Here is a 15373-nt window from a genome sequence, read left to right as displayed (position 1 = left end):
GCGATAACCGGCTTATCGTATATTGCCGCCCACGGCCGTCACGATCATGCGCTCATCGTATTCACGAACGACAGGCAAAAAAAAGCCCGGCTTCCGAAGAAGCCGGGCCTTGCGGTTCAACCGTTGACGACTAGGTCGTCAAAGCGGTTTACATGCCGCCACCCTGGTTGCTCACGTTCAGTTCAACGCGACGGTTCTGGGCGCGACCCGCGGCCGTCTCGTTCGTGGCCACCGGGTTGGACTCGCCATGACCCTGCGTGCCGGTGATACGGCTGCTGGTGATGCCATGGTTCATCAGGTAGCTACGCACGGAGTCCACACGACGCTGGGACAGATCCAGGTTGTAACGATCCGTACCGATGCTGTCGGTGTAGCCATCGACGCGGAAGTTGACGTCCGGGCTGGCTTCCAGCGCGTCGACAACGTTGTCGAGACGGTTGGTGGCCTGGGCGGTCAGCTTGGACGAATCGAATTCGAAGGTGACGCCCTTGAGGACGATCGGGGCCTTCTTCTCGATCGGGCAGCCACGTGCGTCGACTTCCGTGCCACGCGGGGTACCCGGGCACTGGTCGTTGGCATCGATGACGCCGTCGCCGTCGCTATCCTGCGGGCCAACCGGCTGCGGGGCCGGGGCCGGGGCCGGGGCCTGCGGCGGGGCACCGATCGGGACCTGCAGGCCGACCGACACGATGTGGTCGTCGTAACGGGCGTCTTCGTAACCGCTACCCAGCACGTCGGCAGAGTCGACGGTGGTGTAACGATAACGATACTCGGCACGCACCTTCAGACCGTAGTCGTTCAGGGTGTACATGTAACCGACACCGGCGTCCAAGAAGTCGGCGTCCGCGTCGTCACCAACGTTCGTGCCGTTGATCGAGGAGAAGCCAACGTCTTTCTTACCCCAGGCGGCGCCCAAGATACCGTAGACCGGGAACGTGTCACGGGCCGGGAAGAACAGCGCGTCCAGACCGAAGCCGTAGAGATCAGCGTCGCCTGCGCCCTGGCCGTTGAGATCCTGATCCGGGTTGAAGTAGAAGCCGAACAGCTCCAGGTTCAACCAGCTGGTGATCGGCTTACCGATGGCCAGCGATGCGCCCACGGAATCGTCGTTGTCGACATTCAGACTACCGAAGTTGTCGTTGCCGCCGCCGATCGTGTCGCTATCGAAAAAGCCGTAGGACACCATCGGTGCGACGTAGAATCGCTTGTCCTGCGGGACATTGTCTTGCGCCATTGCGCCAGCAGAGACGGCGAGCCCCAGCGCGCCGGCAACGCATGTATAAAGCGGTTGCTTGAATTGCATAACTCGAACTCCCTTGAACGGGTTTAGGTTTGTTGTGCGGTCCCATTCACCAGGTGGTAAACAGAAGTTCCCAAACCGGTGACGTGCAGGCAGAGTATGCGACTTTCCGGTCAGTTTGGCAACGGAATTGGCCGGTTGTGAAAAAAAAATTAACCTGCAATCATCCGCCCCAAATTCAGCCTCCGTACAGCTTCTAATATGGACATAAATGCCGTTCGAAACCGAATGACCGCGCTTCGAGAGCGTTTAGGTGATTTACGGGGGTATCTTTGACTACGCTGAAAAGAAGGATCGGCTGAGTGAAATCGACGCTGAACTCGCCGTCGGCGAGATTTGGGTCGAGGATCCCGACAAGGCACAGCGCTTCGGCCAGGAGAAAGCGCGTCTTGAAGAAATCGTGCGCCCGATCGATGCATCAGCAACCACGCTGGATGATAGCGAAGAATTGCTGGCCATGGCAGCCGATGAAGACGATGCCAGCGTGGTCGATGAAATCGACGGTGAATTGAGCGGCGTCGAGTCTCATCTGAAAGCGCTCGAGTTTCAGCGGATGTTCTCCGGTGAAGCCGATGCCAATAACGCTTTCGTGGATATTCAGGCCGGCTCCGGCGGTACAGAAGCCCAGGACTGGGCCGAGATGCTGCTGCGCATGTATCTGCGTTGGTGCGAGCACAAAGGGTTTGCCACCGAGGTCACTGAACTGTCGGCAGGCGATGTCGCTGGCATCAAGAGCGCCACGATCGCGGTGACCGGCAGCTATGCCTACGGTTGGCTGCGCACCGAAACCGGGGTGCATCGTCTGGTGCGCAAATCGCCGTTCGATTCCGGTGCCCGTCGGCACACATCGTTCGCCGCGCTGTTCGTCGCCCCCGAGATCGATGACAACATCGAGATCGAGATCGATCCGTCGGATCTGCGTGTCGATGTCTATCGCGCCAGTGGGGCCGGTGGTCAGCACGTCAACCGAACCGAATCGGCCGTGCGTATCACCCACGAGCCCACCGGCATTGTCGTCCAGTGCCAGAACGATCGCTCACAGCACAAGAACCGCGCCACGGCGATGAAGCAGCTGCAGTCCAAGCTGTACGAGCGCGAGATGGCCAAGCGCCGCGAAGAAGCCGAAGCCACCGAGGCCGACAAGTCCGATATCGGGTGGGGCAGCCAGATCCGTTCTTATGTTCTGGATCAGTCGCGTATCAAGGACCTGCGCACGGGCGTCGAGGTCGGCAACACGCAGAGCGTGCTCGACGGCGCGCTGGATCAATTCATCGAGGCGAGTCTCAAACAAGGCCTTTGAACATGACAGACGAGAGTCAAACCCCAGACAACACGAATCGCCTTGTTGCCCAGCGTAAGGAAAAGCTCGCGAGCTGGCGTGAACAAGGGCGCGCGTTTCCCAACGATTTCCGCCCCGATGCCGCAGCCGGCGATCTTCAGCAGCAGCATGAGGCCGACGATGCCGAAGCACTGGAGGCCACGCGGTATGACGTCACCGTAGCCGGCCGGCTGCTGGCCAAACGTGTCATGGGCAAGCTCAGTTTTGCCACGCTGCAGGATGCCAGCGGCCGGATTCAGCTGTTCGTTCAGCGCGACATGCTGGGCGAGGCGGCCTACAAGACCTTCAAACAACTGGATATCGGCGATATTGTCGGTGTGCGCGGGTATCTGGGGCGCACCCAGAAAGGCGAGCTTTCGGTCAAGGCAGAATCGATCGAGCTGCTGACAAAATCGTTGCGGCCGCTGCCGGAGAAATGGCACGGGCTGTCCGATACCGAGGCGCGATATCGCCAACGCTATGTCGACTTGATCATGAACCCGGCCTCGCGTGCGGTGTTCATGGCCCGCAGTGCGATGCTGCGCGGTGTACGCGGGTTTTTCGAGGAGCGTGGCTTCATCGAGGTGGAAACCCCGATGCTGCAGGCGATTCCCGGCGGCGCGAGCGCGCGCCCCTTCGTCACGCATTACAACGCCCTCGATCACGATTTCTATCTGCGCGTCGCGCCCGAGTTGTATCTCAAGCGTCTGGTCGTCGGCGGGCTGGAGCGGGTGTTCGAGCTGAACCGCAATTTTCGTAACGAGGGCCTGTCCACACGACACAACCCCGAATTCACGATGCTCGAGTTCTATCAGGCCTATGCCGACCACAACGACCTGATGGATGAGATCGAAGGCCTGCTGCGTCAGCTCTCGCGCCAAGTGCGTTCACATCATGCCGACGCGTGTAACGAGCATGCCGTCGATCTGGATCAGGCGTTCGATCGTCTGACGATGGAAGATGCCGTGGTGGCCTATAACGATAACGCCACGCCTGACGGGCTTGCCTCAGCCGAATCGATCCGGCTGCTGGCCGAGGCGGCCGGGGTACGTGGCGAGACGAGCTGGGGCCGAGGACGCTGGCTGACCGAGCTGTTCGAGGCCACCGTCGAAGACAAACTTTTGCGCCCGACGTTCGTCACCGATTACCCGGCCGAGGTCTCGCCACTGGCACGTCGTCGCGACGACAACCCTGAGGTTACCGAGCGCTTTGAGTTGTTCATCGCCGGCCGCGAAGTCGCCAACGGATTCTCTGAGCTCAACGACGCCGAGGACCAGGCCGAGCGCTTTCAGGCACAGGCCAGTGCCAAGGAGGCCGGCGACGATGAAGCCATGTACTACGACGCCGACTATGTGCATGCGCTCGAATACGGCATGCCGCCGACAGCCGGGGCCGGTATCGGCATCGACCGTCTGCTCATGATGTTGACCGGCGCGCAGGCAATTCGGGACGTGCTGTTGTTTCCCCAGCTGCGCCCACGAAGCAACTGAGTCATGGCCGCGCCGGTCGTTTGGCGTTTACGCCGGCGTGGCGTAGGCCAGATCGAGAAACGACAGCTCGCGATCGTCGTCCAGCTTGACCACACGCTCGGCGCGATCGACGGCGACCACGGCGAGCAGCCGGCTCGTGTCGTCACCGGCCCGTGCTGCCTGGAGTACGGTTCCACAGCGCGTACCGTCGGTATCGAAAATGTCACTGCCGGGCGCCGGGGGCGCGCCGATGCAGCCGAGGCGGAAGACGCGCCGGGTCAGGCGGCCGCGATAATGCAGCCGAGCCACGACTTCTTGGCCCGGATAACAGCCCTTGTCGAAATCAATGGCCATGAGCCAGTGCAGATTGAGCATCTGAGGCACGAATGCGCCCTGTGTGGCAGCAGCGATCTGGGGCACGCCGGCATCGATCGTGGCCAGATCCCAGCTTGTCGTATCACTTGCCAAATCGGTATCCGCGGCCGTGCTGTCAACAATCGTGATTGACCGGCGGCGGCCGTCGACCGTGCTGGCCAGGCCGATATGCAGGCTGTCGCCCTCGGTTGTCGTCGTGTTGACGTCGGGAGCTGTTGGGGCATCGATATGGCCGATCAGGGCCAGGGCATCGCTTTCCTCGGTCACCCGAACATCGTCACGCAGGACATACATCTTCAAGCGCTTGACCACGCCGTCGAGAATCTCGCGGGGCAAGAGCAGATACCAGCATTCGGGGGTGGCGACGACTTGCACGATCATCTGCGTGCGGCCCTTGGCATCACACCATGCCGCCAGGAAATGCCGATCCGGGCCGAGCCGAAAGACATCGTTGGTGAGTTGGTTGCGCAGAAACCGCTCTGCGTCGCTGCCGTCGATTCTAACAACGCCGAGCGCACTCAGCCGGGTGTCTGTTTGCGAGGTCATACATGCATCCGTTGCCGGGTATCGTCGTATTGTATGACGTAAGTAAACGGCACGTGCATCACCGCACGTGCCGGTTGTTATTGCCTCTCACAGAGCGCGAGGTTTAAAGTACGCCCATGCCAAACGATGCGCATCACGACGCCGAGCCCGCGGCTGATCAAGCCGAACAGCCCGGCGACGCCAATACCGCGACCCCGAGCGAAGATACCGGTAGCCCCACACAGGCGCCCGAAACGCCGGCCGAGCGGTTTGATCCGGACAAGCGACCCAAGGAATACGGTGGCCGTAAAGGGCCGGATCCCGTGCGCTACGGCGACTGGGAAAAGAATGGTCGCTGCATCGATTTCTGAATCAGCTCTTTCGGGTCCTAATTTTTCATAGCCGGGGAATTCCATGAGGAACCAGTCCAACCGACCGTTGTCGCCGCATCTACAGATCTATCGATGGACGCCAACGATGCTGAGCTCGATCTCGCACCGCGCGTCGGGGATCGTGAACGCCATTGGCGCGGTATTTCTGGCGGTCTGGTTGATCGGTGCGGCCAACGGTCCCGAGGCGTTTGCTGCCGTCAACGGCATTGCAGCGTCGTGGTTCGGTCAGCTGGTGATGTTCCTGTGGTCGTTCGCGCTGTTCTATCATCTGTGCAACGGCATTCGTCACTTGGTCTGGGACGTGGGCGTCGGCCTCGATCCGGAAACCGCCCGTCTGACAGCGCTGTCTGCCTACGGCGTGGCTGCGGCCCTCACGATTTTTGTCTGGATCTGGGCGTTCATCGCCTGATCACGGCCCGCGTTTCTTTTCGGAGTCTGATCCTATGAGCAGTATTCGCTCTTCTCTCGCCGGCGCCCGCGGTCTGGGCAGTGCCAAGACCGGCACCGGCCATTTCTGGGCACAGCGTGTCAGCGCGATCGCGCTGGCGCCGCTCACGCTCTGGTTCGTGGCCTGTCTGGCATCTCAGTTCGGCGCCAGTTACGAAAGCGTGACGGCGTGGCTGTCTTCGCCGATTCAGGCCTCGCTGCTGGCGATCTACATGGCAGCGATCTTTTACCACGCGCAGCTCGGTCTGCAGACCATTCTCGAAGACTACGTGCATGCCGAGGGCATCAAGATGGCCTCGATGATCGGTCTGCAGCTGCTCAATATTCTTCTGGCGGTTTCGGCCGTCGTATCGATTCTCATGATTCTTGTCGGAGCTGCGTAATGAACGAAAGCTACGAAATCATCGATCATCTGCATGATGTTGTCGTTATCGGTGCCGGCGGCGCCGGCCTGCGCGCCACGCGCGGTCTGGCCGATGCCGGCCTGAAAACAGCCTGTATCACCAAGGTGTTCCCCACGCGCAGCCACACGGTCGCCGCCCAGGGCGGTATCGCCTCGGCGCTGGGCAACATGGGTGAGGACGACTGGCGCTTTCATGCCTACGACACCATCAAGGGCTCGGACTGGCTGGGTGATCAGGACGCGATCGAGCACCTGACCAAGGAAGCCATTCCCTCGATCATTGAGCTCGAGCATGACGGCGTGCCGTTTTCGCGTACTGAAGACGGCAAGATCTATCAGCGGCCCTTCGGCGGCATGACCACGCATTATGGCAAGGGCCAGGCCGAGCGTACCTGTGCCGCGGCCGACCGTACCGGCCATGCCTTGCTGCATACGCTGTATCAGCAATCGCTGAAAGCACGCGCCGAGTTCTACGTCGAATATTTCGCCATCGATCTGTTGATGACCGAAGACGGCGAGTGCCGCGGCGTGCTGGCCTGGGATCTCCAGGGCGGCCAGCTGCATCGATTCCGTGCCCATCAGGTCATTCTGGCCACGGGCGGTTACGGGCGTGCTTATTTCTCCTGCACCTCGGCCCATACCTGCACCGGCGACGGCATGGGCATGGCCCTGCGTGCCGGCGTGCCGATCCAGGATCCCGAGTTCGTGCAGTTCCACCCGACCGGAATCTACGGCGCGGGCTGTCTGATCACCGAGGGCGCGCGCGGCGAAGGCGGTTATCTGACCAACTCCGAAGGCGAGCGCTTCATGGAGCGCTATGCGCCGAACGCCAAGGATCTGGCATCGCGCGACGTGGTCAGCCGCGCCATGACCATCGAAATCAACGAAGGCCGGGGTGTGGGCGACAAGCAAGACCACATCATGCTCCATCTTGAGCATCTGGGCCCCGAAGTGCTGCACGAGCGCCTGCCCGGCATCACCGAAACCGCCAAGATCTTCTCGGGCGTGGATGCCACCAAAGAGCCGATCCCCGTGCTGCCGACCGTGCACTACTGCATGGGCGGTATCCCGACCAATCCGTTCGGCGAAGTTGTCACGCTCAAGGACGGCGATCCCGACTCGATCGTGCCGGGCCTGATGGCCGTGGGCGAAACCGCGTGTGTATCGGTTCACGGCGCCAATCGTCTGGGCTCGAACGCATTGCTGGATCTCGTGGTCTTCGGCCGTGCGGCCGCCAAACGCTGCACTGAACTGCTGGAACCCGGCTCGCGCCTGCATGCCGACACCACGAAATCGGAAGAAGCCGCTCTGGCACGCTTCGACAAGCTGCGTTTCGCCGAGGGCGGCACGCCCACGGCCAAGCTGCGTGATGATCTCCAGGCCTCCATGCAGCGCTATGCCGCCGTGTTCCGCAATACCGACAGCCTCAACAAGGGTGTCGAGGTGATTACGGAAGAGGTTGCGAAATTCGCCGACGTGCAGGTGACCGATCGCTCGATGACCTGGAACAGCGACCTGGTCGAGACGATGGAGCTACAGAACCTGCTGGAGTGTGCCATCGTGACCATGACGGCGGCGGCCAACCGAACCGAGAGCCGGGGCGCGCACGCGCACGAGGACTTCGCCGAGCGCGACGATGAGAACTGGATCAAGCACACGCTGACCTGGTATCGCGGTGATGGCAAGGTGGATATCGACTATCGACCGGTGCATCTGCAGCCGATGACCGACGAGATGGAACATATCCCGCCCAAGGAACGTGTCTACTAACAACGCTTGCCGCTGCTCGGTGTGCCACGGCGCACCGAGACTCTAGCGCCGATATGGAGGCCACCCATGGCTGAATTTCGACTGCCGAAAAACTCTCGCATCTCCAAGGGCAAGCACTACGCCGCGCCCAAGGATGCCAAGCGCGTCAAAACCTTCCGCGTCTATCGCTGGGAGCCCGAGGCAGGGCAGAACCCGCGCGTCGACAGCTACGAGATCGATCTGGATCGCACCGGGCCGATGGTTCTCGATGCAATGATCAAGATCAAGAACGAGCTGGATCCCACGCTGACGTTTCGTCGTTCCTGTCGTGAAGGCGTGTGTGGCTCGTGTGCCTTCAACATCGACGGCAAGAACACGCTGGCCTGCACGATGCGCACCGAAGACATCGACGGCGATGTACGGATCTATCCGTTGCCGCACATGCCGGTCGTCAAGGATCTCGTCACCGATCTGACGCATTTCTATGCACAGCTCGAATCCATCGAGCCCTGGATCAAGACCGATACCGCCAAGCCCAGCCGCGAGCGTCTGCAGACGCCGGAAGACCGCGCCAAGCTCGACGGCTACTACGAGTGCATCCTGTGTGCTTGTTGCTCCACGGCGTGCCCGAGCTACTGGTGGAACCCGGAGCGTTATCTGGGCCCAGCCGTTCTGCTGCAGGCCTATCGCTGGATCGTGGACTCGCGCGACGAAGCCACCGGCGAGCGTCTGGACGAGTTGGAAGATCCGTTCAAGCTCTATCGGTGTCACACGATCATGAACTGTGCCAACACCTGCCCGAAGGGCCTGAATCCGGCACGCGCGATCGCCGAGACCAAGAAACTGTTGGTCGAGCGTCGCGGCTGATCAACCCGCGGTTGATTCTTGCAAGACCCTGTAGCGGCCTGTTCGTTGCGGGGTCTTTTAGCGTTTAACAGAGATATAGCATGAGCGAATTGAAGCGTGTCCGCTGGTTGTGCCGGCGCGGTATGAAAGAACTCGATGTGCTTCTGGCCCGCTTCGTGAGCGCAGAATACGAAGGCCTCAGCGACGAAGAACACGCCGAGCTGTTGGCCCTGCTGGACCGAGAAGACCCGGATCTGTGGTACCTGCTGATGGGCCGCATGGAAGCTGATAACCCGACACAGACGGCACTGCTCGCCCGAATGCGCGAATTCGAGATCCGTCAGAACGAGGCCTGAGCATCGGCGATGCAGGGCCTGCAATCGATCGAAGCCACGTTTTCGACATCGCGTGTGCTGGTCGGGGCCAATCTGGCCGGTCACTTATTGGCGGGCACCGCGCTGCTCGTCTGTGCCGTCAAACTGCCCTGGATAACGATCGCGCTCTTGCCCGGCCTGTGGCACGCGATTGATCAGCATCGGCGTGTGACCGGCCGCCACCCCCGGGCATGGCGACGATTTCGCTGGACGCTGGATAACCGGGTGGCCTGGATCCGCGTGAACGGCGACATCGGCTACGGCCAGTGTGTCGTCGCACGCTGCTGGGGGCCGGCCTGGGTGCAGCTGACGATTCGCGATAACACGCGCCGCCTGCCGTATTTTCTGGTCGTGCCGGTCGATGCCGTGGCGGCCGATACACATCGGCGCCTGCGTGTCCGCGCTCGTATCCGGGCCCCGCAGCATGTCGCGGCCGATGCCGATTCGCTTTGATCGAGCGACCTATCGCTTGGCTGATCGTGCTCCTGGCCCTGGGATCGGCCAGCCCGGCCGCGGCAGACGCCGCGCTGACGTGGCGCGCCTGTCCCGAAATCGAGCCGGCCGTGAGTGCCGCGACGCTGCGCTGTGCCACGCTGCGGCCGGGACACGCCATCGCCGGCCAGCCGGTGCGCCTGGCGGTGGCACGGCTTCAGGCCCGGCCGGATCGTATCAGCGATCATCCGGTCATATTCGTGCCGGGCGGGCCGGGTGCCCCGGCCGGACTCGACGCGGCAGGGCTGGCTGACTGGCAGCGTTTCCAGCAATACGCAGGCTGGCCGCGCGATATCGTGCTGTTCGACCCGCGCTCGACCGGGCAGAGCCTGCCCCGGGTTGCCTGTAACGAGGGCGAGCGTCTGGCGCCATGTCGTCGCAGGCTCGGAGCGGCCACGGCCCGAGCGCTGTCGGTATCGGCCGCGGTTCGTGATCTGCATGCGCTGGTCGAGGCCCTTGGTCAAGGCCCGGCGGTGTTCTGGGCCCAGTCCTTCGGCGCGTTCGTGGTGCGCGCGCTGGCCGCCGCGTATCCCGGCGATATCGAAAGCCTGATACTCGAATCGCCCGCGATGCACGAGCAGGGCGGCGCCGCGTTTTCCGCCCGCGTGACACAGCGTGCGGTCGATGCCGTGATCACGCGTTGTAACGCACGGCTGGCCTGCCGCCTCGGCGTACCCTCGATACGCACGACGCTGGCGGCCTGGCTCGCCACTCTCGGCCGCGCCCCCATCGAAGCCGCGTGGGCAACGATCCCATACCCGAGCCAGCGCCTGAGCGTTGCCCCGGATACGCTGCTCACCGGGCTTCTCTTTGCCAGTTATGCGCCGGATACGGCACCCGCGATTGCCGGTCGGCTACGCCAAGCGCTCGGCGATACCGCGGTGCTGGCGCCGCTTTTGAGGCCGGTGGCCGCGCTTGGCAAGACGAGCGCATCACATGCACCGGCCTATTGGAGCATGCGGTGCAGCCTGGCCGGCTTGCGCACGGTGGCCGGGCGATCCAAATCGGCGCCGATACTCGATATCACGGCTTATCTCGGCCCGGCCGACAGCAGCGAGGCTTGCCGGGACTGGCCTGTCGCGAACAAGCCGGTGCTGGCGTCTTTTCATGCCGTGTCGGGGCGGCTGGTCTATGGCAAACAAGATATCGTGACGCCGCCCGATTTGATCGAGACGGCTATCGTCGAAAGCCCAGCCTTGTACGGCGTGGCGGTGGCAGGTGGGGGGCATCTGCCGTTACGTGACAGTCCGTGTGCGCTCGCTGATATCGCTGATTGGCTGAATGATGAGGTCTCTGCACGCGCCGGCAAGCTGTGTTCGCGCTGAACGCGCGACTGTGACGAGGCGCGGGTAGGCCGCTAGAATATAGCCGCTTGCCAACGACCCCGCGGCCCGGCCCGTGGCTAATCAGCGACTGCAATGCATATCGGATTAAAAAAAATAGAACTTTTCGCTTCGGCCGTGGTCTATCACGACAGCACCGCCGTGGTGGAATCGATTAGCGAGGTCGAGACACGTTATTACCAGCCGACATGCCCTCGTCGCGCGTTGCGTTGTCGCTAAATGAGCGAAGACGCATCCGACGAACAGCTCGTGGCGCGCACCCAGGCGGGCGATTCGCGTGCTTTCGAGCTGCTGGTACGCAAGTACCAGCACAAGGTCATCAAGCTGGTGGCGCGTTATGTCAGCAGTGCCGATGCGCCCGATGTGGCTCAGGAAGCCTTTATCAAGGCGTATCGCGCATTGCCCAATTTCAAGGGCAACAGCGCGTTCTACACCTGGCTGTATCGCATTTCGATCAACACTGCAAAGAATTATCTGGTGGCTCGGGCACGGCGCCCGGCAAGCCAGGATGTCGACGTGGCCGACGCCGAAGCCTTCGGCCACATGGATCGGTTTTCCGAGCAGGACACGCCCGAGGCGCTGCTCGAAAGCGAGGAGATTCGCGATGCGGTGATCGCTTCAATTCGCGAGCTGCCGGAGGATCTGCGCACGGCAATCATGCTGCGCGAGATCGACGGTATGAGCTACGAAGAAATCGCGCAGTCGATGGATTGCCCAGTGGGCACCGTGCGGTCCCGGATATTCCGGGCCCGGGCTGCGATCGAGGAGAAGTTGTTGTCCCTGTCGGACAAGTGAGGTTGTGATGAACGAGCGGTTGTCTGCGTTTCTGGATGGCGAAGCCAGCAGTGACGATATCGAGGCAGTGCTGGCCCAGTTGCTGCGCGACGAAACGGCGCGCGATAGCTGGAGCCGTCAGAACTGGATTCGAACGACGCTGCGTGCCGCGGAAACCGAGAAACCGATCGCTTTGGATCTGGGTTTTTCGAACCGTGTCATGCAGGCCATCGAGTCAGAGGATCAACGAGAGACGGTCGTGCCGATGGTCACGTCGGCCAGCACAGCACCGTCCACGGCGACAAGATCGCGCCGGCGACTGGGAAGCCGCGCCTGGCAGGGTATGGCTGGCATGGGCATGGCCGCAGCCGTGGCCGGCGTGGTCTTCGTATCGGCCAGCCCGTTCGGGCAGAGCGGTCGAAGCACGTCAGCCGGCACCGTGGCGACCACTAATCCCAGCTCGGCGCGCACGTCGAGAAACGTGGCCACGAGTAGCGCCGACACGGCCGCCGCCACGCGTGGCGCGCGCACGGGCTTTGGCAGCGCACAGTGGAACGATCAACTCGTGGATTTCGGCACCGTCCGAGCCGCGAATGCATCGTCGTCGGCCAGCGTGCGCAATGTTTCTGCCCAGGCATCGACAAGCGCCTCTGATCGATGGTCGGTCAATGATCCGGCCGTGCGTGAAGAGCTCAACGGGTATCTCGTGGATCACAACGGCATGGCGCGCGGCTATGGCATGTCGAGCACCACGCCGGCTTATGTGCGTGTCGCCACGTACGGGCAGGGCGCAACACAGTGACCCGGACGCTGGTCGCGTTCGCTGTCTCGTTATGCGCGGTGGCAGTCGCGCCGCCGCTGTGGGCGGCCCCGGATACGGATGGCCCGTCCACCACGGCGAGCTCGATTCGATTGCTGAGCGACGCGGCGGCGGCCGTGCGCAAAGTCACCTACCGCGGCACGATCGTCTACTTGCGCAGTGGCGACGTGGATACGGTGCGGGTCGTGCACCGCCTGCACGATGGCACCGAGCAAGAGCGCCTGGTGTCGCAAAGCGGCGAGGCGCGTGAGGTGATCCGCAAGGGCGACGAGGTCACCTCGATCCTGCCCGAACGCCAACTGGTGTTGATATCCGAGCACGCACCGAAGACGCTGCTGGGCAGCGTGGCGCACTTCTCGCCGGAGCAGCTCAAGACATATTACAACGTGGCCGTTGAGGGCACGACGCGGTTTGCCGGGCGCACCTGTCGTATCGTTTCGATCAAACCAACCGACGATTACCGATACGGCTATCGGATGTGGGTCGACAAACAGACCGATCTGCCGCTCAAGCTGTCGTTACGCTATGACGGTGACCGGCTGGAACAGCTGATGTTCACCGACGTCGCGTTCCCCAAGAGCGTGCCCGATGATGCATTCGTATCAAGCTACGACGTGCGCGGGTTCAAAGTAGTGCGTCATCAGTCGGTTCATCTGGCCGACGATAGCGCCGGCGACGAAGACGATGACGATTGGCATATTCGTAATCTGCCGCCGGGGTTTCGCCTTGCCGAAAACGGCGTGCGCCAGGTCACGCCGGATGCCTCGGTACGACAGATGTTGTTCACCGACGGTGTGGCCACCGTGTCGGCATTCATCGCGCCAGCCGGTCTGCGGGCGCCGCTGAACGGCGCGACGCGGATGGGCGCGGTCAACGCCTACGGCAATATCGTGGGCAATTCACAGATTACGGTGGTGGGTGAGGTTCCGGCCGCGACCGCCAAGCGTATCGCCGAGAATCTGGTACGTGCCAAGAACGCGATCTCCTCGGCCAAACGCGAGGCCGCGGCGCCGGGTAGCTGAGCAAGCCGCATACGTGCTTGTCCTGTGGCCATGAGCACGACAAGATGAAGGCATAGGGATACATGGCACCGCCGTGTCATGAGCCAATGACGTCTCGGGGCAATCAATGCAGGATATTTCTATTGTTGGCCGTGCGCTCGCCATCGGCGCGCTCTCAGTCTGTCTGGGGCTGACCGGTTGTGGCAGCGACAGCGCCGAGCCCGGCGGGCAGCCGTTCGACGCCGAAGTACAGGCAAAATCCAACGAGCCGGCCGAGCCTATCGTGCAGGGCCTGCCCGACTTTACCGAGTTGGTGAAACAGGTTTCACCGGCGGTTGTGAACGTCAGTGCCATGCCACCCAAGCCGGCGGCTGGCGGGCAGTCACCGGGCAGCAGCCAAGGCCGGCCGAATGCCGGTGAGCTAGGCGATTGGTTGAAGCGGTTCTTTCAGGATCATCCGCCCGGCGGCAACATGCCACAGATGCCGGCCCCGGAAGATCATGTCTCCTTGGGCTCGGGCTTCATCATCTCGTCCGATGGTTATATTCTGACCAATCGACATGTGACGGCCGGCGCGGGCCAGATCGTGGTCAAGCTCAATGATCGTCGCCAGCTCGTGGCCAAGCTCGTCGGCTCCGATGCCGATAGCGATATTGCTGTACTCAAGGTCGATGCCAAGGATCTGCCGACCGTTCAGGTCGGCCAGCCCGACGATCTGAACGTCGGCTCCTGGGTCGTGGCGATCGGCTCGCCTTTCGGTTTCGAGACCTCGGTCACGGCGGGCATCGTATCGGCCAAGAATCGCAACCTGGCCGATAATCGCTATGTGTCGTTTTTACAGACCGATGTGGCGATCAACCCCGGCAACTCGGGCGGGCCGTTGTTCAATCTTGCTGGCCAGGTCGTGGGCATCAATTCACAGATCTATTCCGACACCGGCGGCTATCAGGGCGTATCGTTCGCGATCCCGATCGATGCCGCGATGAATGCGGCCCGTCAGCTGCGTGACCACGGCGAAGTCGTGCGTGGCTGGCTCGGCGTGCAGATTCAGGATGTCGATCGCAAGCTGGCCCAGTCGTTCAATCTGAATCGTCCGGTGGGTGCGCTGGTGACACAGATCATGGCCGACAGTCCGGCGGCCGGCTCGTCGCTGAAGGTTGGTGACATCATCCTGTCCTTCGAGAACCACGGCGTCGACTCGGCGGCTGATCTGCCGCCGTTGGTCGGTCGTGTTCTGCCGGGCGAGCGCGCCGAGCTGACCGTGCTGCGCGACGGCAATAAGAAAAACATCCAGCTCAAGATCGAAGCCCTGCCGGCGACCTTTGCCACGTCCGGTGCGGCTCAGGCGCCGTCCGAGGCCGGCGGTAATTTCGGTCTGACGCTTGCGCCACTCGACAAGCAGGAACAGCAAACGCTCGGCATCGATCGACAGGGCGTACGGATTCAGCGCCTGGCCGACGGGCCGGCCAGCGCGGCCGGCCTGCAGCAGGGCGATGTGATCCTGAGCGTGGGCTCGCGCCCGGTGGCCCGGCCGGCTGAAGTGCTCAAGGCGTTGCACAACGCCGACGACAGCGTGGCCCTGCTGGTGTTGCGCGACGGGGTGCGGCGCTATATCGCGCTGTCCCTGAGCGAGCCGGAAACTGAAAGACTGCGATAGGCGCTAAAAAAAAGCCGGCCAGGCGCGTATACTGCATCGCCTGTATCGCATCGCCCCGGCACGTCCGGGGCGATTGTCTATCCCCCGG

The 15373-nt window shown here is 62.4% G+C and carries 16 protein-coding genes; 14 read left to right on the top strand and 2 right to left on the bottom strand.

Annotated elements, in window-relative coordinates:
- Window positions 1-148: 148 nt before the first annotated feature.
- On the bottom strand, window positions 149-1303 hold the full coding sequence (locus SAJA_RS00625) for an OmpA family protein (protein ID WP_123656718.1): 1155 nt from the start codon (window positions 1301-1303) through the stop codon (window positions 149-151).
- 198 nt (window positions 1304-1501) lie between these two features.
- Here SAJA_RS00625 and prfB point away from each other — a divergent pair.
- A protein-coding gene (gene prfB, locus SAJA_RS00620) for a peptide chain release factor 2 (RefSeq protein WP_123656717.1) occupies window positions 1502-2600 on the top strand; the annotation gives its coding sequence in 2 pieces (ribosomal slippage) (window positions 1502-1573 and window positions 1575-2600; 1098 coding nt in all).
- Window positions 2601-2602: 2 nt separating this feature from the next.
- On the top strand, window positions 2603-4108 hold the full coding sequence (gene lysS / locus SAJA_RS00615; RefSeq protein ID WP_123656716.1) for a lysine--tRNA ligase: 1506 nt from the start codon (window positions 2603-2605) through the stop codon (window positions 4106-4108).
- A gap of 27 nt (window positions 4109-4135) precedes the next feature.
- On the opposite strand, the gene ygfZ is transcribed toward lysS, so the two are convergent.
- Entirely contained in the window at window positions 4136-5008 is an 873-nt protein-coding gene (gene ygfZ, locus SAJA_RS00610) for a CAF17-like 4Fe-4S cluster assembly/insertion protein YgfZ (RefSeq protein WP_123656715.1), read from the bottom strand.
- Between the two features lie 116 nt (window positions 5009-5124).
- Here ygfZ and SAJA_RS15280 point away from each other — a divergent pair, with 116 nt between their 5' ends.
- From SAJA_RS15280 to SAJA_RS00550, 12 genes are all read left to right on the top strand, one after another.
- Window positions 5125-5358, top strand: coding sequence for a DUF1674 domain-containing protein (locus SAJA_RS15280; protein ID WP_245963183.1), 234 nt, complete (start codon window positions 5125-5127; stop codon window positions 5356-5358).
- A 43-nt stretch (window positions 5359-5401) separates the two neighbouring features.
- Window positions 5402-5788, top strand: a complete 387-nt coding sequence (gene sdhC, locus SAJA_RS00600) for a succinate dehydrogenase, cytochrome b556 subunit (protein ID WP_123656714.1) — start codon at window positions 5402-5404, stop codon at window positions 5786-5788.
- A gap of 34 nt (window positions 5789-5822) precedes the next feature.
- A complete protein-coding gene (gene sdhD / locus SAJA_RS00595; protein WP_123656713.1) occupies window positions 5823-6209 on the top strand; it encodes a succinate dehydrogenase, hydrophobic membrane anchor protein in 387 nt (128 codons plus the stop codon).
- Window positions 6209-7999 (top strand): succinate dehydrogenase flavoprotein subunit, encoded by a 1791-nt coding sequence (gene sdhA / locus SAJA_RS00590; protein ID WP_123656712.1) that lies wholly within the window; start codon window positions 6209-6211, stop codon window positions 7997-7999. The genes sdhD and sdhA overlap by 1 nt, the downstream gene beginning before the upstream one ends.
- 66 nt (window positions 8000-8065) lie before the next feature.
- Window positions 8066-8845 (top strand): succinate dehydrogenase iron-sulfur subunit, encoded by a 780-nt coding sequence (locus SAJA_RS00585; RefSeq protein WP_123656711.1) that lies wholly within the window; start codon window positions 8066-8068, stop codon window positions 8843-8845.
- Window positions 8846-8925: 80 nt separating this feature from the next.
- Window positions 8926-9180, top strand: coding sequence for an FAD assembly factor SdhE (locus SAJA_RS00580; RefSeq protein WP_123656710.1), 255 nt, complete (start codon window positions 8926-8928; stop codon window positions 9178-9180).
- 9 nt (window positions 9181-9189) lie between these two features.
- The gene (locus SAJA_RS00575) at window positions 9190-9651 is read left to right on the top strand and encodes a hypothetical protein (RefSeq protein WP_123656709.1); all 462 of its coding nucleotides are present in this window, start codon (window positions 9190-9192) and stop codon (window positions 9649-9651) included.
- Window positions 9648-11015, top strand: a complete 1368-nt coding sequence (locus SAJA_RS00570; protein WP_123656708.1) for an alpha/beta fold hydrolase — start codon at window positions 9648-9650, stop codon at window positions 11013-11015. Before SAJA_RS00575 ends, SAJA_RS00570 begins: the two co-directional genes overlap by 4 nt.
- A gap of 237 nt (window positions 11016-11252) precedes the next feature.
- On the top strand, window positions 11253-11828 hold the full coding sequence (gene rpoE, locus SAJA_RS00565) for an RNA polymerase sigma factor RpoE (RefSeq protein ID WP_123656707.1): 576 nt from the start codon (window positions 11253-11255) through the stop codon (window positions 11826-11828).
- 7 nt (window positions 11829-11835) lie between these two features.
- Complete coding sequence (locus SAJA_RS00560) at window positions 11836-12609, top strand: sigma-E factor negative regulatory protein (protein WP_123656706.1); 774 nt, start codon at window positions 11836-11838, stop codon at window positions 12607-12609.
- On the top strand, window positions 12606-13649 hold the full coding sequence (locus SAJA_RS00555) for a MucB/RseB C-terminal domain-containing protein (RefSeq protein ID WP_123656705.1): 1044 nt from the start codon (window positions 12606-12608) through the stop codon (window positions 13647-13649). Before SAJA_RS00560 ends, SAJA_RS00555 begins: the two co-directional genes overlap by 4 nt.
- 106 nt (window positions 13650-13755) lie before the next feature.
- Entirely contained in the window at window positions 13756-15285 is a 1530-nt protein-coding gene (locus SAJA_RS00550) for a Do family serine endopeptidase (protein WP_123656704.1), read from the top strand.
- Window positions 15286-15373 lie beyond the last annotated feature (88 nt).

The sequence above is a fragment of the Salinisphaera japonica YTM-1 genome (genome assembly GCF_003788585.1).
GTDB classification, from domain to species: domain Bacteria; phylum Pseudomonadota; class Gammaproteobacteria; order Nevskiales; family Salinisphaeraceae; genus Salinisphaera; species Salinisphaera japonica.
This window is presented reverse-complemented; position numbering and strand designations above follow the sequence as displayed.